The organism is Pseudomonas sp. R11-23-07 (assembly GCF_003852295.1).
Taxonomy (GTDB): domain Bacteria; phylum Pseudomonadota; class Gammaproteobacteria; order Pseudomonadales; family Pseudomonadaceae; genus Aquipseudomonas.
The window spans coordinates 3,686,991-3,710,363 of record NZ_CP027761.1; the positions used below are offsets into that span (position 1 = coordinate 3,686,991).

Below are 23,373 nucleotides of genomic sequence, written 5' to 3' on the forward strand. Positions count from 1 at the left end.
GGTTGAAACCTTGGCGATACGCGTGATGGCACCGCGAAACGGGACGGCGGTGCGCGAAAATGGGGCAAAAGCACTCAGTGGCGGGCACGCTCTGTAACCGCCGGGGACAAAAGTTTCGGGGGCGCTACGCTGTACGCGGCGGCGTTCAGCCCAGCACATGGGTAATCCATTGGATGTGCTGGGCAATTTCTTGCCGTTTTGCTTGCGGCACCGACTGCCTGGCCTTCTCGAAACCGGCAAGCGTCTTGTGTTTCTCGCGCAGCAGGCGTTGCCATTTCGCCACGAACATCAGGGTGCGCGCCTGCAGGTGCAGTGGCCCGAAGTACAGCTGCTCATCGGTGTAGTTCACCGGCCCGCTACGTTCGGCGACGATGATTTCGTAGTAGAAGCGATTCTCATGCAGCAGCTCCTCGTGCAGGATTCGGTAGCCGTTGTCCATCAACCAGTGGCGCAACGGTTGCTCGCCGCCGTTGGGTTGCAGGATCAGGCGTTCCCGGCCGCTCAACCGCGCTTTACCGCTGTCGAGGATGTCGCGGATCGTCTCGCCGCCCATGCCGCACAGGCTGACAGCGGTGATGGCGTCGTCCGGTTCGATGGCTGCCAGACCATCGGCCCGGCGTACGCGGATGCACTGCTCCAGGTCGTTGGCGTGTACGGTGCGCTGGGCCGCGCGAAAGGGCGTGGCCGCGACCTCTCCCGCCACAGCGTGGGCAATCACACCACGACGCATCAGCGCCACCGGCAGGTAAGCATGGTCCGAGCCGATATCAGCCAGGCGCGCGCCAACCGGCACCCATGCCGCCACGCGCTCCAGGCGCATGGACAATGTGTGTTCGTTCAACAGAGAGTCCTTGTCATTCGCCGGAAAATCGATCCCGGCTATTGGTCAAATGCAGCACCATCGCCGCCCGCGCGGCATCCGGATCCTGGCGCTTGAGCGCATTGAAGATCGCCTCATGCTCCAGGTTCGCCAGTTGCCCCAGCTTGGCAAAATCCGCGCCGCCGCGCTCGGCGCCCAGCACCAGGGCACGGGGGATCATCGCAGTGCCCAGGTGCTGCATGATTTCGCTGAAAAACGTGTTGCCGGTGGCCTCGGCGATTAGTTGGTGAAAGCGCTTGTCTTCTTCCACGCAGCTGTCGTTGTTGGCCAAGGAGGCCTGGTAGTCGTCCAGCGCCTGACGCATGTGCGCCAGTTGCTCGTCGGTACGGCGCAGCGCGGCCAGCGCCACGGCTTGCACCTCCAGACCCAGACGCAGCTCCAGCATGTTGCGCACGCTGGCGACCGTGTCCACATGCAGGCGCAAGCCTTGCTGGGGGTGTTGTGCCAGGACGAAGGTGCCGATGCCGTGGCGCGTCTCCACCAGGCCAGAGGCTTGCAGCTTGGAGATGGCCTCGCGCACCACCGTACGGCTGACCCCGTGCTCAAGCACGATGGTGGATTCGGACGGCAGTTTTTCACCGGGTTTGAGCTGCCCGAGCAGGATGCGCTGGGTCAGTGCGTGGACCACGCCCTGGGCCAGGTTGGTGGAGCGTTTGCGCACAGCGGGGGCGTTTTCAATGGGCATTGCCAGGTTCCACGGGGTTGGGCTGGTGGGAGCTTAACACTGGGCTCAGGCGCGGCGTTGGGTTGATTCATGAAACGTCCAACTTGTATGACAACCAACCTAAAACACATCAATTCCATTCCTGTATCGGGGATTTTTTGCCGGGGATTCTGACGGCTACAAGGCTTTTAAACCCATTAAAAATCTATTACATAACCAAAAGAACGCCTGCTCTTCGCTTTTATAAGAATAAATACAGATCCCAACGCATTGCGGTTTTCAAAAAACAACTTGTATGATGTCTGGCAACAAGACACGCAAACCCGCATAAAAACAAATCAGGGGGAGTTTTGAATTGTGAACAATTCAAGCTATGCATCTGCCACACCAGAAACTGATTCGGTGCTCACCCGCGCCGTGAGCAAAGTGAAGGGCCATGTGCTCCCACTGTTCGTGATCATGTTCATCCTCAACTACATCGACCGGGTCAACATCGGCTTCGTGCGCACGCACATGGAGCACGACCTGGGCATCGGCGCGGCGGCCTATGGCTTCGGTGCCGGGCTGTTCTTCATCGGCTACGCGATCTTCGAAGTGCCGTCGAACATGCTGCTGCAAAAAGTCGGCGCGCGCATCTGGCTGACCCGCATCATGTTCACCTGGGGCATCGTCGCCACGATGATGGCGTTCATCCAGAACGAAACCCACTTCTACATCCTGCGCTTTTTGCTGGGCGTGGCTGAAGCGGGCTTCTTTCCCGGCGTGATCTACTACTTCACCCGCTGGTTGCCAGGCGTGGAGCGCGGCAAAGCCATTGCGATTTTCCTCAGTGGCTCGGCGGTTGCGTCACTGATCTCCGGCCCGCTGTCGGGTGCGCTATTGCAGATCGAAGGCCTGGGCTTTCACGGCTGGCAATGGATGTTCGCCATCGAAGGCCTGGCCTCGGTGGCGCTGGGCTTCTTCGTCTGGTTCTGGCTGGACTCCAAGCCCCATGACGCCAAGTGGCTGAGCCGCGAAGAACAGGACGCACTGGTGGGCGCCATCGATCAGGAACAGCGTGATCGCGAAGCCCTGACCACGGTCAAACCGACCATCGGCAAACTGCTCAAGGACCGTCAGATCATGCTGTTCTGCGCCTTGTATTTCTGCATCCAACTGACGATTTACGCAGCGACGTTCTGGCTGCCGAGCATCATCAAGAAAATGGGTGACCTGAGCGATGTGCAGGTCGGGTTCTTCAACTCGATTCCCTGGCTGATCTCGATCATCGCCATGTACGCCTTCGCATCGCTGTCGGGCAAGTTCAAATTCCAGCAGGCCTGGGTCGCGGCAGCCTTGTTGATCGCGGCAGCCGGGATGTTCATGTCCACCACGGGCGGGCCGATCTTCGCCTTCGTGGCGATCTGCTTTGCGGCCATCGGTTTCAAATCCGCTTCTTCGCTGTTCTGGCCGATCCCACAGGGCTACCTCGACGTGCGCATCGCCGCCGCGGTGATCGCGCTGATCAACTCCATCGGCAACCTGGGTGGCTTTGTCGCACCGACCACCTTTGGCTTCCTGGAACAAACCACCGGCTCGATCCAGGGCGGGCTTTACGGCCTGGCCGGCACCTCTGTGCTCGCGGCCATCCTGGTGTTTTTCGCCAAGACGTCACCGTCTGCCGGCTTGATGTCGCCCAGCGTTGCGCCAACCGGCGCCGCCGTCAGCAAATCTATTTGAGCGTATAAGGACTTTGCCATGAACACGCCTGTTGTCACCCATTTCCAAGTCATCCCGGTCGCCGGCCACGACAGCATGCTGCTGAACCTCAGCGGCGCCCACGGCCCTTATTTCACCCGCAATATCGTCATTCTCAAGGACAGTTGCGGCAACACCGGCGTAGGCGAAGTGCCCGGTGGCGAGCGCATCCGCGAAACCCTGGAAGACGCGCGCGGCCTGGTGATCGGCCAGCCCATCGGGCAGTACCAGCGCATCCTCAATCAAATGCGCACCACCTTTGCCTCGCGGGACGCGGCCGGTCGTGGGCTGCAAACCTTTGATCTGCGTATCACCATTCACGCCGTTACCGCGATGGAGGCTGCCCTGCTCGACTTGCTCGGGCAATTCCTCGAAGTTCCGGTGGCGGCCCTGCTCGGAGAGGGCCAGCAACGCGATGCGGTAAAAATGCTCGGTTATCTGTTCTACGTCGGTGACCGCAGCGCAACGGACCTGGCCTATCGCAACGAGGCCGACGCCGACGACGACTGGTTCCGCCTGCGCCACGAGAAAGCCCTGACCGCCGACGCCGTGGTACGCCTGGCCGAAGCCGCCAAAGCCAAATACGGCTTCAACGACTTCAAGCTCAAGGGCGGCGTGCTGAGTGGCGATGCAGAAATCGAAGCCGTTACGGCCCTGGCCGAACGCTTCCCCGATGCGCGTATCACCCTCGACCCCAACGGCGCCTGGTCACTCAAGGAGGCGATCCGCCTGTGCCGTGACCAGCATCACGTACTCGCCTATGCCGAAGACCCCTGCGGTGCGGAAAACGGTTACTCGGGCCGCGAAGTCATGGCCGAGTTCCGCCGCGCCACAGGCCTGAAAACCGCCACCAACATGATCGCCACCGACTGGCGTGAAATGGGCCATGCGATCCAGCTGCAATCGGTGGACATTCCCCTCGCCGACCCGCACTTCTGGACGATGCAGGGCTCGGTGCGGGTAGCGCAACTGTGCAACGAGTGGGGCCTGACCTGGGGTTCGCATTCCAACAACCATTTCGATATTTCCCTGGCCATGTTCACCCAGGTGGCCGCCGCCGCACCCGGCGAGATCACCGCCATCGACACCCACTGGATCTGGCAGGACGGCCAGCGCCTGACCAAGGCGCCCCTGCAGATTGAGGGCGGCTACGTAAAAGTGCCGGCCAAGGCGGGCCTTGGGGTGGATATCGACATGGATGCCGTGGCCAAGGCCCATGAGTTATACAAAGGCATGGGGCTGGGCGCGCGGGACGACAGCGTGGCGATGCAGTACCTGATTCCAGGTTGGAGCTTCAACAACAAGCGACCTTGCCTGGTGCGGTGAGACCTCGAGGCAAAGCCGGCCACTGTCTTCAGTGTCATGGTCGATTATTGGCCGGCCGTCGCCGGCTTTGCCCCAGGCGCTTGCTTGCTCGCAATCGGCTGCACCGTCAGCTCCACTCCGAGTGCCACCATCAACTTCTGGATCGTCTCATAGCGCGTTTTGGAGCCGCCTTTGAGGGTTTTATAAAGACTCTCCCGATTAACCCCCGCCGCCTCGGCCACCTTGTTCACGCCCTGGGCCTTGGCCACCTCGGCAAGGGCCTTCATGAGGACGTGCGGGTCCTGAGACTTCATGCTCTGCGCCAGATAAGCGCTGATAGCCTGCGGATTGTCGAGGAAGCGTGAAGCTTCGTAGACACGGGTACCGGATGTATCCAGATCGAGGATCGGCATGTCCTCGGGTTTGAATTTCGATTTGCTCATTTCATCCACCTCTCAGGGCATCGAGGATCTCTTTTGCCCGCTTGATTCCTCTTTTCTGGTCGGTTTTATCGCTTCCCCATAACATCAAGTAAGCGGTGATGCCCGTGCGTACAAAATAAATCCTGTAGCCTGGCCCGACAAATACACGCATTTCGCTCAGGCCGTCGCCGACAGGCGCACAGTCGCCAAAATTGTTCTCTTCGGCGCGGTCGAGACGGGTCAGCACCGCTGCTTTCCCCCAAACATCCTTCATACCGTCGAGCCATGTATCGAACTCGGGCGTCCTGCCAATCGTATTGATCACAAAGCCACATGTAGCCTACTGGCTACTCCCTGTTGATGCCAGTGAATTTTTAATTGCGATGAAAGCCGCAAGCAAAACCCTAGTCCAGCACCCGCCCGAGCGGCCGATCGATACTATTAGCACCTGTTTCCCCCGCGTTTAAAGCGGCCGATCAAACAACGGCGCCCCGGCGTGGCGCCCTGATCGCCCGCTGACACAGCACACATCCAATGTGGGAGGGGGCTTGCTCCCGATGGCGGTCTATCAGTTAAAAAATGGCTGACTGACACACCGCCATCGGGAGCAAGCCCCCTCCCACATTTGGATCGGCGGAGGCCAACCCCTGTAAAAAGTCACCTGGCTCGCATTATTCTGTCCTGACGCTCGCAGCCCGAACCGGAGGCTTTCCATGAGTTCACCCAACATCAGCACCTTCATTACCCAATGGCCCTCACTCGGCCTGACTCCCCCAACCGCCTGGCAGGTATCCCAAGACTGCGAAAACCAGGTGCTAGCCCTGCTTTCGCGCCTTGGCCCAGGCTTTCGCCGCCACGGTGACTGCGCCATCCATGAAAGCGCCATCGTCGAAGAAGGCGCTGTGCTGAAGGGCCCGATTATCATCGGCGAAGGCTCATTCGTGGCGGCGGGTGCGTACCTGCGGGGCGGGGTTTATCTGGGCAGCCATTGCATCGTGGGGCCCAGCTGCGAATTGAAAAGCACCTTCATGCTGGGGGGCAGCAAGTTGGCGCACTTCAATTTTGTCGGCGACTCACTGATTGGCGAAGGCGTGAATATCGAGGCCGGCGCAATCATCGCCAATTATCGTAACGAACTGGATGGCGCGGCGATCAGGATCCGCCATGCAACCGGCGTGATAGAGACAGGCGTGAACAAATTCGGTGCCCTGGTGGGCGACGGCTGCAAGATTGGCGCAAATGCAGTCATCGCTCCCGGCGCGATATTGCTACCCAACAGCCATGTTCCACGTCTGGGGTTGGTTGACCAGTTCGCTTACGATTGAGCAGCAGGCGGCTTTCCTTGTTCAGGATGATCCGTAAAGCGTTCGGCGGTAAAAGGTCTGCGCGCCTACCAAAACTGCCTGTTCCAGTTCATGCTGCGCCCTCACTTCAAGGACGATAAAAACAGTGAAAACCGCCCTCGCCGCCCTGTTCCTGATTTGCCTGACCGGCCACGCATTCGCCAACGACTACCCTGTCGGCTTCAAAACCGTCACGCTGTCCGATGTACACAACCTGCGCCCGCTGGAATTAGTGGTCTGGTATCCCGCGATAACCGAAGCCACGCCACGGCTGATCCGAGACGACATGGTTTTCTACGGCACCCTCGCCGTACCCGACGCACCGCCGACCAACGGCGAACACCCGCTGGTGGTGCTTTCCCACGGCTATCGTGGCAATTGGGGCAATCAGGCGTGGCTGGGCAGTGCGTTGGCCCGTCAGGGTTATATCGTGGCGGCGGTCAATCATCCGGGCAGCACTACCAAAGATCGCAGCCCCGCCGCAGCCGCACGATTGTGGCAGCGGCCCGAAGACCTGAGTCGTGTCATTGACTCGGTGCTTGCACAGCCCGAGCAGTTCGGCGCCGTGGCGCAAAGCCGCATTGCACTGGCAGGTCACTCCCTCGGCGGCTGGACCGTGCTGGAAAGCGCCGGTGCGCGTTTTGATCCCGCGCGCTTCGCCAAGGATTGCGGCGTCCATCCACAACTGAGCAGTTGCAGCGTCTACCAGCAAATGAACCCCGCCGGTGCTCCGGCTGGCGAGGCTCAATTGTCTGCTGCCTTGAGCGACAAGCGCGTCACTGCGGTGGTGTCCCTGGACATTGGCCTGTCGCGCGGTTTTACCGATGCAAGCCTGGCCGCGCTGCCAGTGCCGGTACTGGTAATCGCCGCTGGCGTGCCATCCGTGGAATTGCCTACGCAACTGGAGTCCGCCGACCTGGCCAAGCGGCTCCCCAAGGCGTCAACGCAATACGTGGAAATCAGCGATGCGAGCCACTTCAGCTTTATGGCGCAGTGCAAACCCGGCGCAGCGGCAATGCTCGACGAGGATGCGCCTGGCGACGGCATCATTTGCCAGGATGGCGCGGGCGGGCGGCCTCGGGCGGCGATCCAGCAGCAGGTGGTCACGCTGATCAGCAAGTTCCTCGCACATTAATCTGTGGCGAAGGCGCTTGCTCCATCGCCGCAGGTACAGCGCATCCTTGACAGGTGCCTTTCAATCCAGGACCACGGCCACAGTTTTCAAACTGGTATCATCCGCGCCCTCCCCCATCAGGCCAACGCACATGAACCGCCAGAAAAAACTCAAGCAGCTCTTCAAGGCCAAGGCCAAAAAGGCCAGTGCCAAACTGGCGCCGAAGAGCAAAGATACATACGTCAGCAAGGCGGACCGTTTAAAGCTGGCGGCCGAGACCGGCCAGGAGTCGGTTACGCCCCCTGAGACGCCGGCTGAATAAGGCGCATCGCTGAAGGCGTGCCCGCTTCATATTTGCCCCAGATACGCCGCAGATGGCGCGCCGAACCAAAGCCTGCGCGTTCGGCGACGGTTTCGATGTCCAGGCTCGACTCCACCAGCAGCTTGCGAGCCACGGCCAGGCGCAGACGGTGCAGGTAATCCAGCGGGCTGATGCCGACATGCTCGTGGAACAGGCGCGCCAGATGGCGGCTGCCGGTGCAGGCCAGGTCCGCCATGCGGGTGACAGTCCAGGCGTCGCAGGGGGCGGCGGCAATGGCGTCTTGTACACGATGGACTGCCGGGTGCAGGTGATTACGACCGGCTATCCACGGCGATAACTGCGGGTCGGTGCCGCTGCGACGCAGGTACACCACCATGTCCCGCGCGACGGCGCACGCCAGCCTTGGCCCGGCACGCTCGGCGACCAGGTGCAGCATCATATCGATACCGGCGGTGATCCCGGCGCTGCAACTGACCCGACCATCGGTGACGTACAGCCGGTTTTCCAGGACCCGGGCCTTGGGCGCGAGAGCCTGAAGGGTGGCGCACAGCGTGTGGTGCGTGGTGCATTGGCGCCCGTCGAGCAGCCCGGCGCGGGCGGCAGTCAGCGCACCGGCGCACACGCATATCAAGCGCTCGGCTGAGGGTGCAAACACCGTCTGCAACCATTGCACCAGGCTGTCGCTGGCGGATTCGAAGGCCTGCTGGCGTGCTTTGTCCACCTTCATGCTGGAGCCGACCAACACCACCAGGGTGCCCGGCGCCAAGCGGGTCGGCAAGGGCGCCAGGCCGGTTAACGGCAAACCGATGGAGCTGTGCAGGGATTCCACCGGGCTGACGTACTGCAGCTCGAAATCCACCGCCGCCGGGTCGTCGGCCTGCGCGGCCAGGCGCAGCACTTCGGCAGGCCCCGCCAGGTCGAGCATCAGCACATTGGGCAACAGCACGAACAGCACCGGCACGCTCATGGATTCACCCCGCCAATGCCTGGGCGACGGTGACGATGCGCGCAAACCGATCCTCCAGCACCAGTTCCGTACGCTCGCGAATCTCCGCCGAGGTATACACCCGGCCGCTGCGTGCGTGGGTCATCGGGAAGGTCAGTGTAGCCTCGCTGACGAAGTCGACGCTAAACCCACTGTCCGACGCCTGCCGCGTGGTGGTTTCACAGCACTGTTCGGTACGAATGCCGCTGATGATCAAAGTGGTGACGCCCATCTGTGTGAGGCGCGCGGCCAGCGACGTACCGGCAAAGGCGCTGTGGTAGTGCTTATGAATGACCAGCTGCGGATCGATCGATAACTCGCTCAATGTCTTGACGTTACCCGATGCCATCGAAAAGTGCCCCTGGTCTTCCACATGAAAGACTTGTACCACCGGGATGCCCTGCTGAACACAGCCGTCGATGAGGGCCTGCTGGTTTGCCAGGTAATTCGGCAGGTCGTTTTCGGACCAGTAGGATGAATGACGGAATGAATGCTGGGCATCAATCACGATCAGGGCTTTGCGGTTCATGGCGGGTCCTTTTGGCTTATGTATGGAGGCAGTGCTGCAAGCCATGGTAAAGACCCTGCCGGATGCACAACAGGCGCAAGGCGGACCGGTTCAGGACCGATTCGGACATGTCAGTGGATGCCATGGCCGGCAGCTGCCAGCCAGGCGACTATGAACCGCTCGTTCAGCAACCACTCAAGGCGACCTGAGGCCGTTCGCCGGCGAAGAAAAACGGTCGCAGGCGTACGCCCACGCTATTGCCGATAAACGCCGCCACCAGCCACAGCCAACCATGCAGGCTCCCCGAGGCAATGCCGCTGAAGTAGGCGCCAATGTTGCAGCCGTACGCCAGGCGCGAACCATACCCGAGCAGCAAGCCGCCGATGACCGCCGCGATCAACGAGCGCGCCGGGATCTTCAAGCTCGGCGCGAAACGCCCGGCCAGGCCGGCGGCCAACAGCGCGCCAAGAATAATGCCGATGTCCATGACGCTGGTGATGTCTTCCCAAACCGGTGCGGCCAGGGCCTTGGCATTGCCCGGCACCTGCCAGAACGCCCAACTGGCCACGTCCACCCCCAGCCCGCTCGCCACCTTGGCGCCCCACAGCGCGAACGCTGAAGTAATGCCCCATGGCCGCCCGGCCAACGCCAGCGTGGCGTAGTTGAGCAAGGCCAAGCCAATCGCCCCCCACACCAACGGCCACGGCCCGCGCAGGAAGCGACGCAGCCCCCGATGTTCGCTTTTCACGCCGGCTTCGAGTTGGCCATGGCGGCCCTTCTCCAGGCGCACGGTCACCAGCGCAATGAGCGCGAACACAGCCAGGCTCAGGAGCAACGCCGGCAATACGCCGAAACTTTTGACGATTGAAACGGGCGGGAACGACGGCAAGGCAAACCACCAGTCGACGTGGTGCGTAGCGATCAACGATCCGCAGATAAAAAACAGCAGAGTCACCAGCATGCGCGCATTACCACCGCCCACGGTGAACAGGGTACCCGACGCGCAACCGCCGCCCAGCTGCATGCCGATGCCGAAGATAAACGCGCCGAATACCACTGACACCCCGGCCGGCGCCACCAGCCCGACCACCGGCTGGCCGAACAAGGTGCCCGCGCCCAGCGCCGGGAAGAACAACAACACCGCCACCGCCAGCATCACCATCTGCGCGCGCAAGCCGGCGCCGCGCCGATCATTGATAAACACGCGCCAGGCCGAGGTAAAACCAAAGGCGGCGTGGTACAGCGTCAAGCCCAATGCGGCGCCGACGACCAGCAACAACACCTGGCGCACACCCACTGTGTTTTGCAGGAATACGGCGCCCGCCACCAGGACGATAAAGGCCACCAATGGCGCGAACGGCTTGCGCGCCGGGGTCAGGGAAAGGGGAGTGCTCATGGGGACCTCAATGTGTTTGAAGGTGGCCAGTATAAACCCAGAGCGGTTGCAGGTAGGCGGCGCATTGCTGGCATGCCTACTGCGCGACCCAACGCTTTCGCAACCCTGCTTAAGCACCGCTGTCTTGCATAGGGGGGGCGGGTATGCAATTCTCGGCATAGGTAGGGGGGGTATACCATGGGCCATCTGGCATCGAACAAAGACGATCTGCTCAAGCGCGTGAAGCGCATTGCAGGCCAGATCCAAGCGGTAGAACGGGCGCTGGAGTCAGATCATGACTGTGCCAAAACGCTCCACCTTGTGGCCGCCACGCGCGGGGCCATCAACGGCCTGATGGACGAAATCATCGAAAATCACGCCAGGGAGCATGTTGCTGATCCGGCACTGAGCGACGAAGAGCGCGCCAAAGGCGTCGAAGAGCTTCTGGTAGCCATTCGACGTTATTCCAAATGACGAACGCAGGCGCAAATTTCATGAACGGCAACACTGGCTTCACGCACGAGCACGTATATCTCGGCGCGGCACATGATGAGAATGCAAAGCGCACCCTCTGGGTGGTGCTACTGACGGTTGTGATGATGGTCGGTGAGATTGCTGCTGGGTACATCACTGGGTCCATGGCGCTGCTGGCCGACGGGTTTCATATGGCGACCCATGCGGGAGCGCTGGGAATCGCAGCGGTGGCGTATGCATATGCCAAGCGTAATGCCTCCAGCACTCGATTCAGTTTTGGCACCGGCAAAGTTGGTGATCTGGGTGGCTTTGCGTCAGCGCTTATTCTGGGATTGGTCGCCCTGGGAATTGGCGCTGAATCGGTCATCCGCCTGCTCCAGCCTACCGACGTCCAGTTCGGAACGGCGACGCTGATTGCCGTCGTTGGCCTGATGGTCAACATAGTGAGCGCGCTCTTGCTCGGCCACGGTCACAGCCATGACCATGACCATCACGACCATAGTCATCACGCAGGTGATAACAACCTCAGGTCAGCGTACGTCCATGTGATCGCGGATGCCCTGACGTCTGTTCTTGCCATCGCTGCCCTGCTCGCTGGCCGCTACCTCGGATGGGTCTGGCTTGATCCGGCCATGGGTATCGTTGGCGCGATAGTCATCGCACGGTGGGCCTGGAGCCTGATGGGCGCATCTGCGGGTGTTCTACTTGATCAAACCGACGAGCATGTTGCAGAGGAAATTCGCGAGCTGGTTGAACAACCTGGCGACGCCAAAATTACCGACCTGCACGTGTGGCGGGTCGGTCCGCAAGCCCACGCTGCGATTGTCAGTGTTCTCGGTGACACTACAATCAATGCAGATAACATTCGGGAACGGCTGAAGCCTGTTCATGAAGTCAGTCACCTGACGGTTGAGTTTCGAGCATCGCTTCCTGCAGCGTAGTGCTCGTTAATACCACGCTGTTGCCGGGTCAAATCCCGGACAAAAAAAAGCCTGCATCTCTGCAGGCTTTTCTCTATCTGGCTCACGACCTGGACTCGAATAGAAAAATAAGCAACTGTTTTACAATGAAATTATTCTGATGTCTAAAATTTCTATCCCTATGTTTATCCTAATAAAACCCGTATTTTATGTGAATTCTTTACTGTGGTGGATGAGGAAAACACATCGGAGAGACTGCTTTGGCTGTGGATTCAACCGGTCGATACAACACGGTTAAAGGGGCCATGAGCGTGAGTCATTTACTCGCTGTCGGCAGCGATCTTCTTCAGGAAACTTTTCGGACACGGATATACTTTGTCTGAACCAATTCACATGGACGAATAATGATTGCCGCTGATGCCGCAACAACTGAAATCCTCCGAGTTCAAGCAATCGGTAAGCTTCGATCTGAGCTCAGCAAAGATATTGCTTTGACCGCAGATGTAGCGGCCGGCTGCGGCCTTTGGGATCTTTTACGATTGTGCTATTTGCTGAGAGTCACCCGGATGCTCAGCATGCCTGTTCCCGGTGCATCAGAGACATTGAGTCACGCGGAACAGGTTGCCTTGGATCTGGGCACTGAGTCCCTGAAATACGCGATCGCATTGCTAGCAAAGCACGGACAATGGTGTGATGACACCTCTGCGGACAAACCTCTTGATGGGTTTGACAACGAGCGTGTTATGACCATTTCCCAATATACGCGGCATATAAATACCAAGTTCGAAACCGAAATTGTTCTGCACTTTGCGAACGTGCGCCTTGTAGGGGACCGTGGCCAGAACTGTATGATCGACTTTGCCGCCGGCCTTGATGATCCGCGGCGTACAGAGTACTTACATTACGGATTGCGGGTTGAGTCTGCATCAGGAGGAAACGACGGTACCGTTCCAATAATTGACCTGATGAAAAAGCTTCATGACGATTACTCAGACGTCGCAGATTTGTTTGCAACCGCCACGGGGGTCACCCTGGAGGTCTATTGTGAAGGGATGCTTGAACTACATTCTGCGCTTGTTGCGCGTCTTCAGGAGGCTGAAGGTAGATGCGGTCTCCATGAAGATGGCGGAATAGATCTAACGCATGCGGAGTCTTTCATCGCCATTGCGAACGCGATGTTGTTTACAGACTCCGAGTTGGAAGCTGCTTTCAGTCCAGAGTTCGTAACCTACTTGCGTAGTCATACTTTTGACGGAACTGCTTTCAGCGACACTGAACTGCGATTCCATTATTTATCCAGGCGCCCTTTCTTATTTGGTGAAGGCTTTGCCATTTTCAGCCCTGAGCTAATCTTCGATAGTGTCTTGGGCAATACGCATTTCACCTTGCTAGAAAGCCCTGTAGCCAAGGCTAAGTACATGGAGCACAGATCAGCCCAGTTCATCGATAAGGTGGCGATGGTAGCAGCGGGCGCTGGTTATGAAGAGTTTGAACGGGAACTTGATTTGAAAGAAGGCAGGTACGATATAGGAGACATTGACCTAATTTTGCGCCACCCAAAAACGGGGCACACTGTATTGGTTGAAGGCAAGGGCCATTCATTACCCCTTCCTGTTTATTTTAGAGCGCCAGATGCTGTTGAAGACCATGTAAAGCGTACCCGAGACTGGGAAAAGAAAGTTCAGCGTAGAATCGATCATCTCAAAGGTAGTTCTTCAAGTTACCCTATCTCAGGAGCCTGGGATTATATAATTGTCAGTCTGATGCCTGAGCCACTTTCGCAGCACACCCACTTATTGGTACTCAGTATAGATGAGTTCGAATACTGGTTAGATCAGGACCCACGGCCAACCGCTTTTGCCGATCTTTTTAGTGCATTTTATGATCGTGCAAAAACGCCTCTCTCCATGGTTGAGTTACAGGAGCTCCAGGAAAGTGGTTTTACTCTGATCGGCCCGAACTCGCCTCCTGAATAAACTCACGGAGAGAACCAGGGGATGCTTTTAATGAGGATGGCGACCGCCTTGTAGTTCTGGCTAATCATGCTAAACAGCCATCTGCAATGCAGTTGCCTCCCAATACCTTTTTTGAGAGTGATACGCATGCAACGCCTGCAAAAAAAACGGTCTATTGAAGAAAGGTCTGATTCCCCCAAGAATCACACGAATCAAAACAATCACCCAAACACTCTGGATGTTTGGCTTTCTCGGCTGAGCCACATCTCTCAGTTCGGTCTTTTTGCGCTCACCATAGGTGCGCTTTATTTTACGGTGATACCTCTGTACAAAACAGCGGCTTTAGAGGAAAGCATTGCACGTCGTGAATCAGAGCTAAGCGCCACCAATACGAAGCTTGAGGCTGCAACTGTTGCGCTTGCAAAGGTAAAACTTGAAATGTACGAGCGTAATAGAAACGATTTGGTTAAAGGAATAGTTTCCGCTGCACCACTTTGCTCAGGGCTCATGGAGCCGCCGCGCGCCCTTGGTTCAGATACGAGCAATCATTACGCAGAAAGCTTATTAAAGGTCAACGCAGGCCAATGTTTACAGGATGCATTTCGAGAAAGTAATGCCGAAACGAAACTCACACCCGATGACCTTTCTTATCTAAAAGGAGCTATCGAAACCATTTTGACGAGCTTGGCACAGATGCAAAAACAGGCATCTTTTGAGATAGATTCTGTTCCAGAGCGAGCCGCAATAGACCCGTCCATCTTGGTTATAGAAGGACCTGAGATAGAGGACGTGGAACGTCTGGATAGGCTCATTAACGGCCTAGCACCTAGCTTTATTAACGGAAGTATGAAGTTGCAAGTCGCGATAGATAGTACGCGCAGTAGAATTTATTTCGCTTTCTCCAAGGCTGTCGTCAACGAAATCCTTAAGCTTAGGGATTTGGATTGGCCAAAAGGTAAATAGCGAGCTTTAAGAAAAGCTCGCTGAGCTATCGAGATTTTTTAATAAAGCGCACGTGAAGCCGATCAATCATTTCCATATTCCGGCTCGTACTCCATTTCTCGTTCGCTTTCTTCGGAGTACTCGTCGGAAAGACCAGCTTCGTCCAATGCGTCCTCGCCCTCGAGGTGTAGTTGGCAGGTTGGGCAGTAGAACTCCATAGGGGAGTAGAACTCATTGACCGTCTCGTAGCCTGAACCAAAGTCTTGATCAATCACTTCCTCATCTGCCCGATCGCCCCCTAGGAAGCCTGTGCAGGTACACGCAGGGCAGGTTTGCTCCCAGTGGTGATCCAAGGAATAACGGAAGTTTTCGAGGTAAGAGACGCTGTTAAAGCTTCTTGCCGCAATCTGAAGTGCCTCCTGGTCTTTTTTGGTGTGGTCTTTGACAAACGTCGCCTTCGCATCGGCAATTCTATGTCGCGCAGCCTGAGCCTTAATGTCACGAAAGTGTCGTAGCAATTCCAAAGGAATTTGGGACTCAGCGCCTACCCAAGCCTCTAGATCCAGACCCATTGAGATTAAGATAAGCTGCGCGGCGCTCCAGAATTCGCCTTCCCACGCGTCCAACGGCATCCCGGAAAATGCTGCGTGACCGGAATGAAGTTCGGCATTTCGGCGAGCTGATATGCGCTTGCAAGCCTCAGCATTGGGTGTGCCGAAATTCGGAACTGTATGCTTGAGCCGGGCAAAAACGACGTTAGCATCAACCGTTCTTACTACTGTGTTGGTATTGAATCCGCACGCTTCAAGAAGGCTGTTTGGATTGACGGCATCGACGACAAGGCTGGGATGAATTTTTGCTAGCGACGCCTTTGCTAACAGCTCCAAAGCCAAGGCCGCCCACATCTGGAAAACGTCATTATCCGCACCATCTTTGGCTTTCAGCGCACGATGTGCGAAAACTCGAGACTTCGCAAAAAGCGCGCCTGCGGATAGCGTCACAGGCTCGTGTTTGCCCGGCGTCGATTTCGAGTGCTTATCCATCTTTTCCATGTCGCTCATCGTCACTCCATTACCGTTGTGCGAAGAAGATAGCGGGAAGAGTCTTGCTCGGCATTCGCTCGCCGATGCAGGCATCGCCAATTGTCGATTACTGCGATTAGCCCAGGCGCCCATGCAATTTCGTCTGAGACCGAGGTTCCTTCTTCCTCTACCGTTTCCTGCAGGCGCTGCGCGGTTGAGTCCAGAGGAAACATACAGCCCGGATCAAAGCGGTAGTACGACTGTAGTGGACTTGTGACCGTCGCGTAGAAACTGTTGGCGCCATTGGACACCCTGAAATTTGCTTGCCGGGCCGCGTCGCTATTCAGCGCAAGGCATTGACGGGCATCCCAGATGATGGTTGCTGCCGTGTTTGCTGAAGCTTGCGCGCAGGCTAAGACCAAGTAACGAGGGGGAACCGGCCAGTGTGCGCCATCGGTGTGCCACGGAAATGATCCAGTACCATAAAGCGCACTTAAGGATCTAGGTTTAGCTGTGCTGGCATTGGTGGGTCGAAGATGATCTACCAGATCGCCTCCCTTGCGGTTGGCCCTAGGCGATCCCAGTTGCTGGGCTATATCGAAAACCTGATCCTGAAGGGTTTCCACTGCTGAGCCGGGGGCAGTGACTACAGCCCAGCCGTTTGTGACCAGCCTTTCTTTCACGCCCTCAAGCCGATCGCGCATTTATGGCTTCCTGTGGCGTCGTTGACATTGATTAATTGGAAAAGTGGGTCAATTCGAATGCAAACGTCTAGTCGAGTGTAGAAGTTCTGAACAGTTATGTTGGATTCTTTTTCAGTGGATTTTGCTTGGATAGAACCTGGCACGCAAAGTAGAAACGCGCAAGGTTGCTCGACTCGGTAGTAGAGTTAGGAGACATCCAGGATACATGGGCCTTGAACGCTGAGATCAGGCACAAAAAATCGATTGCGGCGATGGACTTGTAGAAGTTGATTGGCTTTCCATAGTCTTCGTCGGCGTACGCGCCATGAAGAATTCCGTGTCGGTTTGTCATATCGGGGTGCGGATATTTTTCTGACCCAATGTACATATTCCCTTCAGTAAAGTCCGAGAAGGAATCCATCATTGAAGCCAGTTCGCCCACTGCGCCTTTGTCGTTCTGAATGGCGTCTTTTTTGCAATCATCAGCAAGCGCTTTGAATCCGGGCCGAATATTTCCAAAGTGCACCCCACGATCGGCTGCGATCCTTTTGGCAGCACCCTCGATCACCGGCATCAAGCCAGCCACCGCGATGTGATCAAGCCCCATGAAATGAGCTTGAACTGCCTCAGAAATGATTACCTTGTAGTCCTGAACGAATGGGGTGATTGGGTATCGCTCTGTGACCATGGCCGCTAAATTGACTGGGGAGTACGCGAGCGCTAGCACATCTTCCAGATCATTTTGAGTAAATGACTTACCTTTCTTATTGATATTCGTACACACAGTACTCAAAAAACCGAGGCGTATGTATGGTGGTATGAACCACCCAACACTACCCAGCGTCGATCGGAAATGTTCCAAAGTCCCTTGCATATCAATCTCACATTCTTGACCAAGAGCAATCCTCCACGAGTCGCTCGTCGGCTTTACTTGCCGGCTAGGAAAGGTGGAGCCCAAAGCGTGCATCCGACGACGCCAGCATAGAAAGTTCAGAAATTGCGCCGCTGTACTCCCGAATTTCTGATAAAAGTTTTCGAACCAACACTATCAGGAAATCCCATGGCGTTTTTAGTAAAAACCGCAACACTCATAGCCTATCGTTCGGGGTACATCTGCAATAACCCAACGTGCAACGTACTCACGATTGGACCAGCAACCTCTGACCCACTGCTCAGTTTGAAGAAAGGAGAGGCAGCTCACATAGTCGGTGAAAAACCTGGCGCAGCACGCTACGAAGCTATCGGAAAAGCGCAGATTGAAAGCCCGGAAAATGGACTGTGGCTTTGCGTTGGGTGCCACACGCTGATCGATAAAAACAACGGCGCGGACTATAAAAAGGAAGTACTTATCGAATGGAAGCGTGACCATGAAGAGCTGATGTCAGTGCTGGTCAGAACACACCGTAGCCCGCTACCATTGGTGCGGCGCTATAGTGTTAACACCAAGGTTGCGCAAGACATGGTCGATACGCTTTCTCACCGTGGTGTCATGTTTCAACCGCATGTTATGGAAAATCCGCAGTACGCAATCGAGTCAATTAATCAGATCAAGCTCAGACTCCAACGATGCTTGCGACAGATTGATCTCGACAACAGGCTCAGGGACATCTGTAGCGATTTGATCAGTGCCTGTCGTGACGTGATGAACGAAAATTCGCGCGACGAGCGTTACTTTAACTCGTACATCGACATACTTCGGAGACGGTGTGGGCTTTCTCTGTACCGATTGCAGGACGAGTTTGGCTGCACCATAACGGGTGACATCACTGCAATAGTTCATCAATAAAACAGGATCAGCTCGCGGATGGCAGCCCTTTATTTCTGCCGAATAGTTTTATTTGAGCCTTACAGGCCGCTTTCACAAGCGGCTTTTATTATCAAGCGAACCCAAGATTTTTATTGTACTTGGCCAACTGATCCTCCCCGCCCACGCGAAAGATGTTCGCCAAATAATCCAGCAACACTACTTCCTGGCCATTGATTATCTGCCGCACATAAATCGCCGAAAACGGCGTCTCGCGCCTACCCACTAATCCCATGATCAAACTCCTCTCGAAGCCAAACCTTTAAAACCATCCCCACGTCATCCCGCCACGAATGTTGAGTGTTATCAGGGATCAAGGCCCCTGCGACCTGTGAGGGTTGTCCACTCACGCGGGACTGACGGCTCCTTACGACTGGGAGCTTGGGCATCTCATGATCTGGCCTCCTGAACACCTCCGAAGAGGTGGGCGGGTGGAGGCTGCGCTAACTGACGAGACCAGCGCCGGGAGATCCTGAGTCGGGTGAAGGCAGTGAAGCGATGACCGGGGCATGCCTGGCTGTCAGTCAGGTGCAGTCCATTCCGTGGGCTGCGGCACCATCATCTGCATCGCTGTTGCTGGTGACTTCGGTGTTTGTCACGCCGATTGTCACGAAGATAGTTGCGGCAACGCCTTGTACGACATGGCTGCAGCAGCGGTAGGAGCGCCCGTCTCTTTCCGGGAAAAAGAGACGGGCGCAGGTTGGCGCAAGGAAATGGCCAAGCGGATAGGTTGCTGCAGGGCAGCTATGAAAGGGAATGAGTTGCCGCAGTGGGCACGCTGGTAAAAGTAGGCATCCGTCACATCGCTGTGACCGTGCGAGCCGCCGGATGCTAATCGCACTTTGGGAGAACCACCACGGTATGGCGTAGCCTTAAAGGTTCTGGCTACCTGGGTTGCTGTCAACGACAGCGCTTTGCCCGATCTTTTCTACGCCTGTGGAGAATTTGGGTCAAGGCTCGAGTTTTTGGGAGTTCTGCGGCTGTTTATGAAATTATCCACTAATGGAAAACCGTGGTTTTCCACAGACAATTGCGTGGGCTTTAGTGAGGTCCATCCAAGCAGGGCGGCTTTGCAGCCCTGTTTGGATGGACCCGCGTGGACAAGCGGATCACTGAGGTATGAGAACCGAGCGCTTACTCAGTTGCGCCACGTTTTGCTTTTAATCGAGTGACATTCGCCCCCGCCTGATTGGCGAATTCGCGTGGGCTGACATGCTTCTGCTGATTAGCCTCAAGGTAGCGACTCCACCAATTCATGATCAGCCTGCGCTCCTCGATGAACTCGGCCTTGTGGATGTAAGCGGCGCGGACGTTGTTCCGCTCTTTGTGGCTCATCTGCTTTTCAATGGCGGTCTCGGACCACAGTCCTGATTCAATCAGCGCGCTGCAGGCCATCGACCGAAACCCATGCCCGCAGACCTCGGTTTTGGTGTCGTACCCCATCTTCCGAAGTGCGCTGTTCACTGTGTTTTCGGACATCGGTTTCCAAGACTTGGTATCGCCTGCGAACACCAAATCAAATTTGCCGGTGAGGGCGTGGATCTGCTCGAGCAGGGCGACCGTTTGCGGCGATAAGGGTACAAGATGGATATCGCCTGCCATCTTCGTACCCCTTGTGGAAAAGGGTACGCCTTCCAACGCTGGTCGCGTGTCGGGTATTTCCCAGACGCCACGTTTGAGGTCGAACTCGCTCCAGCGGGCGAAGCGCAGCTCGCTGGAGCGGACAAACACGTGCAGCGACAGCAAGACCGTCAGCCGGGTAAGTGCGCGGCCTTTATAGGTGTCGATCCGTTCCTGCAACTCAGGTAAGCGCGATAAGGATAAGGCGGGGCGGTGGACGACCCGCGAGGCTTTGATCGAGCCTACGAGGTCGTAAGCAGGGTTTACGGTGATAAGCCGGAGGCGCTTTGCCTCGCGCATGATGCTCTGCAGGTAGTTTTGTACCCTTAAAGCAATGTCTATCGTTCCGCGCTTCTTAATCGCGTCCAGGGGCCGCATAAGGTCGTGGGTATCAAGGTCGACAATGGCGCGGGTGCCGATCAGCGGGAAGAGGTGAGTTTTGAGACGACTCATCACTGTCTTGGAATAGTCCGGTGCCCACTTGGCTGACATTTCCGTGTGCCAGCCGAGGGCAACGCTTTCAAAGGTGCGGCCTTTGATCAGAGCGTCCGTCTTGGCTTGGTTCTTGGCTCCTATAGGGTCAATGCCATCCGCCAGCATTCGCTTGACCTCCAAGCGCTTGCGGCGAGCATTCGCGAGGCCAACGATGGGGTAGTTGCCGAATGAGGTCAGTCCTTCGCGGCCATCAGGTTTGACGTATCTGAGACGCCAGCCTTTGCGGCCATTGGGTTGGACTAGAAGGTAAAGGCCGTCGCCGTCGAAAAGCTTGTAGGCGCGGTCTGTGGGCTTGGCCGAACGGCAAGCGGCGTCGGAGAGTGGAGCAGTGGTGCGCGACATAAGGGTACTCCCTTTTATCGAACTGATCTTTATCCCAAACTCTACCCTTAAAACGGCTGGTACCCACCAGAATCCGGCGGAACGCCAAAACGAAAAAACCCGCCAGAAGGCGGGTTTTTCGGGGGTCTCAGAGATTTTAGTAGCTTTCTCTGGAACCTAGTCTGGCTCCACGACCTGGACTCGAACCAGGGACCCAATGATTAACAGTCATTTGCTCTACCAACTGAGCTATCGCGGAATGCGCCGTATGTTACTGATTAAAAAGAAGAAGTCAAGCCTCCTCTGACGTGTGTCACGCCGTGGTGGGATGACCGGTCGCAACCGCCTGCTCCCTGGCCAGTTCCAGCCATGCGCGCGCGGCGGGTGGCAAGTGGGCACTGGCGCGCCAGGCCAGGGCGATATGCCAGTCGGTGTGGGGCTCGTCCAAGGGGATCAATGCGATGCCGGCGTGTTGGTGTGTGTGCGCCAGCATCCGTGGCAGGAAGGCGACGCCCAGGCCGGCGGTGACCAGGTCGACGATAAAGTCGATCTGCCCACTACGAGCCGTCACCTTTGGCACTACGCCCTTGCGTTCGCAGGCGGCGAGGATTTTCGCGTTGAGGGCGAAACCGGCTTCGAACAGGATGAACGGCGAGTCTGCCAGGTCGGTGAAGTCGATGCGTTCGCGGCGCGCCAATGGGTGGCTGACAGGCAATACGGCGATCAGCGGTTCGTTGCGTACAGGCTGGTAGTCGAAGCCTTCATCCACCGGCAGCAGCAGGGCCGCCAGGTCGACCTCCCCGGCTTCCAGGCATTCGCGCAGTTTTTTGCTGCCGTATTCGGTGAGTTCGATGTCGATGTCGGGGTAGCGCGTGCGGTAGGTGGCGAACATTGTCGCAAACAGCACGCCGCAACCTACCGGTGGCAGGCCGATGCGCAGCACGCCGCGCTTGAGACCGCGCAGGTCGTTGATCTCCACCACCAGGTCATTGTGTTCGGCAAGCAGCACCAGGGCGCGGCGGTAGGTAATTTCGCCGGCGGCGGTGAGTTCGTTCTTGTGGCCAAGACGATTGAGCAGCGGTGTGCCCAACTCATCTTCGAGGGTCTTGACCGCCTTGCTGACTGTGGACTGGGTCAGGGACACCACCTCGGCCGCCTGGGAAAAACCACCCTGGCGCACCACTTCGACAAACGCTCGCAGGGTTCGCAGGTTCATCAGTATTCCTTTTGCGACTGGATTGCAGCGATAAAAGTTGTTTTTATCATGCCAGAACTTTGCTTATCGTGGGCCACTTTGCCGAGTGGAGCCCAAGCCATGATTATTTCGTCCGCCTCCGATTACCGTGCTGCCGCCAAGCGCAAGTTACCGCGTTTTCTGTTCGACTATATCGATGGCGGCGCCTACGCCGAACACACCCTGCGCGCCAATAGTTCGGACCTGGCAGAGATCAGCCTGCGCCAGCGCATCTTGCGCAATGTCGACAACCTGAGCTTGAAGACCTCGCTATTTGGCCAGGAGCTGGCCATGCCGGTCATCCTCAGCCCGGTCGGCTTGACGGGCATGTATGCACGACGTGGTGAAGTGCAAGCGGCCAAGGCGGCGGCGAGCGCTGGTGTGCCCTTCTGCCTGTCGACGGTGTCGGTGTGCCCGATCGAGGAAGTCGCCTCGCAAAGCCCGCAGTCGATCTGGTTCCAGCTGTATGTGCTCAAGGATCGCGGCTTCATGCGCAATGCCCTGGAGCGGGCGCAGGCGGCAGGCGTGACGACACTGGTGTTCACCGTTGACATGCCAACCCCTGGCGCGCGTTACCGTGATGCGCACTCGGGCATGTCCGGGCCGTATGCGGCGCAACGGCGGATATTGCAGGCCGTGACCAAGCCGCAGTGGGCGTTCGATGTGGGCTTGATGGGCCGCCCCCACGACCTCGGCAATATTTCCAGGTACCTGGGCAAACCCACGCACCTGGAAGACTACATTGGCTGGCTGGCCACCAACTTCGACCCGTCGATCAGCTGGAAAGACCTGGAGTGGATCCGCGACTTCTGGAAGGGCCCGATGATCATCAAAGGCATTCTGGACCCGCAGGACGCCAAGGATGCCGTAAGTTTCGGCGCCGACGGCATCGTGGTCTCCAACCATGGCGGCCGCCAGCTCGATGGAGTGCTGTCTACCGCCAAGGCGTTGCCGCCGATTGCCGAGGCCGTTGGCGATGACCTCACCGTGCTGGTGGATTCCGGCATTCGTTCCGGGCTCGACGTGGTGCGCATGCTCGCGCTCGGCGCCAAGGCCTGCCTGCTGGGGCGCTCCGCGGTGTATGCGCTGGCCGCCGATGGTCAGCATGGCGTGGAAAACCTGCTGGATATTTTCGCCAAGGAAATGCGCGTCGCCATGACGCTGACAGGGGTCACTTCCATCGCGCAGATTGACCGTTCTACGTTGGTAACCCCCTCTTCAAACATTCAATATTAGTCAGAGAAATGG

24 protein-coding genes and 1 tRNA gene are annotated in these 23,373 nt (G+C 57.3%); 11 read left to right on the forward strand and 14 right to left on the reverse strand.

Features of this window, described 5'->3' with window-relative positions; genetic code table 11:
- Window positions 1-145: 145 nt before the first annotated feature.
- The gene (locus tag C4J84_RS16880; protein ID WP_124435770.1) at window positions 146-841 is read right to left on the reverse strand and encodes a tRNA (adenine(22)-N(1))-methyltransferase TrmK; all 696 of its coding nucleotides are present in this window, start codon (window positions 839-841) and stop codon (window positions 146-148) included.
- A 13-nt stretch (window positions 842-854) separates the two neighbouring features.
- On the reverse strand, window positions 855-1,565 hold the full coding sequence (locus C4J84_RS16885; protein ID WP_124435771.1) for a FadR/GntR family transcriptional regulator: 711 nt from the start codon (window positions 1,563-1,565) through the stop codon (window positions 855-857).
- A gap of 336 nt (window positions 1,566-1,901) precedes the next feature.
- Here C4J84_RS16885 and C4J84_RS16890 point away from each other — a divergent pair, with 336 nt between their 5' ends.
- The gene (locus C4J84_RS16890; RefSeq protein WP_124435772.1) at window positions 1,902-3,263 is read left to right on the forward strand and encodes an MFS transporter; all 1,362 of its coding nucleotides are present in this window, start codon (window positions 1,902-1,904) and stop codon (window positions 3,261-3,263) included.
- A gap of 18 nt (window positions 3,264-3,281) precedes the next feature.
- A complete protein-coding gene (gudD, locus tag C4J84_RS16895) occupies window positions 3,282-4,607 on the forward strand; it encodes a glucarate dehydratase (protein WP_124435773.1) in 1,326 nt (441 codons plus the stop codon).
- 44 nt (window positions 4,608-4,651) lie between these two features.
- Here gudD and C4J84_RS16900 read toward each other — a convergent pair whose 3' ends face one another.
- Window positions 4,652-5,029, reverse strand: a complete 378-nt coding sequence (locus C4J84_RS16900) for an addiction module antidote protein (RefSeq protein WP_124371320.1) — start codon at window positions 5,027-5,029, stop codon at window positions 4,652-4,654.
- Window position 5,030: 1 nt separating this feature from the next.
- Window positions 5,031-5,333, reverse strand: a complete 303-nt coding sequence (locus C4J84_RS16905) for a type II toxin-antitoxin system RelE/ParE family toxin (protein WP_124371321.1) — start codon at window positions 5,331-5,333, stop codon at window positions 5,031-5,033.
- 388 nt (window positions 5,334-5,721) lie between these two features.
- Between C4J84_RS16905 and C4J84_RS16910 the strand changes: the two genes are divergently transcribed.
- The 3 genes from C4J84_RS16910 (at window position 5,722) to C4J84_RS16920 (ending at window position 7,787) form a co-directional block, all read left to right on the forward strand.
- Entirely contained in the window at window positions 5,722-6,333 is a 612-nt protein-coding gene (locus C4J84_RS16910) for a transferase (RefSeq protein WP_124435774.1), read from the forward strand.
- A 124-nt stretch (window positions 6,334-6,457) separates the two neighbouring features.
- Window positions 6,458-7,486, forward strand: coding sequence for an alpha/beta fold hydrolase (locus C4J84_RS16915; RefSeq protein ID WP_124435775.1), 1,029 nt, complete (start codon window positions 6,458-6,460; stop codon window positions 7,484-7,486).
- A 130-nt stretch (window positions 7,487-7,616) separates the two neighbouring features.
- A complete protein-coding gene (locus C4J84_RS16920) occupies window positions 7,617-7,787 on the forward strand; it encodes a DUF2986 domain-containing protein (protein WP_124435776.1) in 171 nt (56 codons plus the stop codon).
- On the opposite strand, the gene C4J84_RS16925 is transcribed toward C4J84_RS16920, so the two are convergent.
- The 3 genes from C4J84_RS16925 to C4J84_RS16935 form a co-directional block, all read right to left on the reverse strand.
- Window positions 7,759-8,754: a GlxA family transcriptional regulator gene (locus C4J84_RS16925; RefSeq protein WP_124435777.1), complete on the reverse strand. Its 996-nt coding sequence runs from the start codon at window positions 8,752-8,754 to the stop codon at window positions 7,759-7,761. The genes C4J84_RS16920 and C4J84_RS16925 overlap by 29 nt on opposite strands.
- A gap of 4 nt (window positions 8,755-8,758) precedes the next feature.
- On the reverse strand, window positions 8,759-9,301 hold the full coding sequence (locus C4J84_RS16930; protein ID WP_124435778.1) for a cysteine hydrolase family protein: 543 nt from the start codon (window positions 9,299-9,301) through the stop codon (window positions 8,759-8,761).
- A gap of 163 nt (window positions 9,302-9,464) precedes the next feature.
- Complete coding sequence (locus C4J84_RS16935) at window positions 9,465-10,676, reverse strand: YeeE/YedE family protein (RefSeq protein WP_124435779.1); 1,212 nt, start codon at window positions 10,674-10,676, stop codon at window positions 9,465-9,467.
- A 177-nt stretch (window positions 10,677-10,853) separates the two neighbouring features.
- On the opposite strand from C4J84_RS16935, the gene C4J84_RS16940 reads away from it, so the two are divergent.
- From C4J84_RS16940 to C4J84_RS16955, 4 genes are all read left to right on the forward strand, one after another.
- Window positions 10,854-11,129 (forward strand): metal/formaldehyde-sensitive transcriptional repressor, encoded by a 276-nt coding sequence (locus C4J84_RS16940; protein WP_124371326.1) that lies wholly within the window; start codon window positions 10,854-10,856, stop codon window positions 11,127-11,129.
- Window positions 11,130-11,149: 20 nt separating this feature from the next.
- Window positions 11,150-12,070 (forward strand): CDF family Co(II)/Ni(II) efflux transporter DmeF, encoded by a 921-nt coding sequence (dmeF, locus tag C4J84_RS16945; protein WP_164487816.1) that lies wholly within the window; start codon window positions 11,150-11,152, stop codon window positions 12,068-12,070.
- 383 nt (window positions 12,071-12,453) lie between these two features.
- On the forward strand, window positions 12,454-14,025 hold the full coding sequence (locus C4J84_RS16950) for a hypothetical protein (protein WP_124371328.1): 1,572 nt from the start codon (window positions 12,454-12,456) through the stop codon (window positions 14,023-14,025).
- 126 nt (window positions 14,026-14,151) lie between these two features.
- Window positions 14,152-14,967 carry a hypothetical protein gene (locus C4J84_RS16955; RefSeq protein ID WP_124371329.1) on the forward strand — a complete coding sequence of 272 codons (816 nt, stop codon included), beginning with the start codon at window positions 14,152-14,154 and terminating at the stop codon, window positions 14,965-14,967.
- Between the two features lie 62 nt (window positions 14,968-15,029).
- Here C4J84_RS16955 and C4J84_RS16960 read toward each other — a convergent pair whose 3' ends face one another.
- The 3 genes from C4J84_RS16960 to C4J84_RS16970 form a co-directional block, all read right to left on the reverse strand.
- Window positions 15,030-16,007 carry a hypothetical protein gene (locus tag C4J84_RS16960; protein ID WP_124371330.1) on the reverse strand — a complete coding sequence of 326 codons (978 nt, stop codon included), beginning with the start codon at window positions 16,005-16,007 and terminating at the stop codon, window positions 15,030-15,032.
- A 2-nt stretch (window positions 16,008-16,009) separates the two neighbouring features.
- Window positions 16,010-16,672, reverse strand: a complete 663-nt coding sequence (locus tag C4J84_RS16965) for a TauD/TfdA family dioxygenase (protein WP_124372455.1) — start codon at window positions 16,670-16,672, stop codon at window positions 16,010-16,012.
- A 94-nt stretch (window positions 16,673-16,766) separates the two neighbouring features.
- A complete protein-coding gene (locus C4J84_RS16970) occupies window positions 16,767-17,618 on the reverse strand; it encodes a hypothetical protein (protein WP_124371331.1) in 852 nt (283 codons plus the stop codon).
- A gap of 93 nt (window positions 17,619-17,711) precedes the next feature.
- On the opposite strand from C4J84_RS16970, the gene C4J84_RS16975 reads away from it, so the two are divergent.
- A complete protein-coding gene (locus tag C4J84_RS16975) occupies window positions 17,712-18,437 on the forward strand; it encodes an HNH endonuclease signature motif containing protein (RefSeq protein ID WP_124371332.1) in 726 nt (241 codons plus the stop codon).
- 91 nt (window positions 18,438-18,528) lie between these two features.
- Here C4J84_RS16975 and C4J84_RS16980 read toward each other — a convergent pair whose 3' ends face one another.
- From C4J84_RS16980 to C4J84_RS17000, 4 genes are all read right to left on the reverse strand, one after another.
- The gene (locus C4J84_RS16980) at window positions 18,529-18,690 is read right to left on the reverse strand and encodes a phage major tail tube protein (protein WP_256681360.1); all 162 of its coding nucleotides are present in this window, start codon (window positions 18,688-18,690) and stop codon (window positions 18,529-18,531) included.
- 899 nt (window positions 18,691-19,589) lie between these two features.
- A complete protein-coding gene (locus C4J84_RS16990) occupies window positions 19,590-20,912 on the reverse strand; it encodes an integrase arm-type DNA-binding domain-containing protein (protein WP_124371333.1) in 1,323 nt (440 codons plus the stop codon).
- Between the two features lie 162 nt (window positions 20,913-21,074).
- Window positions 21,075-21,150: transfer RNA gene (locus C4J84_RS16995), tRNA-Asn, on the reverse strand.
- Window positions 21,151-21,204: 54 nt separating this feature from the next.
- The gene (locus C4J84_RS17000) at window positions 21,205-22,107 is read right to left on the reverse strand and encodes a LysR family transcriptional regulator (RefSeq protein ID WP_124371334.1); all 903 of its coding nucleotides are present in this window, start codon (window positions 22,105-22,107) and stop codon (window positions 21,205-21,207) included.
- Window positions 22,108-22,206: 99 nt separating this feature from the next.
- Here C4J84_RS17000 and lldD point away from each other — a divergent pair, with 99 nt between their 5' ends.
- Window positions 22,207-23,361: an FMN-dependent L-lactate dehydrogenase LldD gene (gene lldD / locus C4J84_RS17005; RefSeq protein WP_124371335.1), complete on the forward strand. Its 1,155-nt coding sequence runs from the start codon at window positions 22,207-22,209 to the stop codon at window positions 23,359-23,361.
- Window positions 23,362-23,373: the final 12 nt, after the last annotated feature.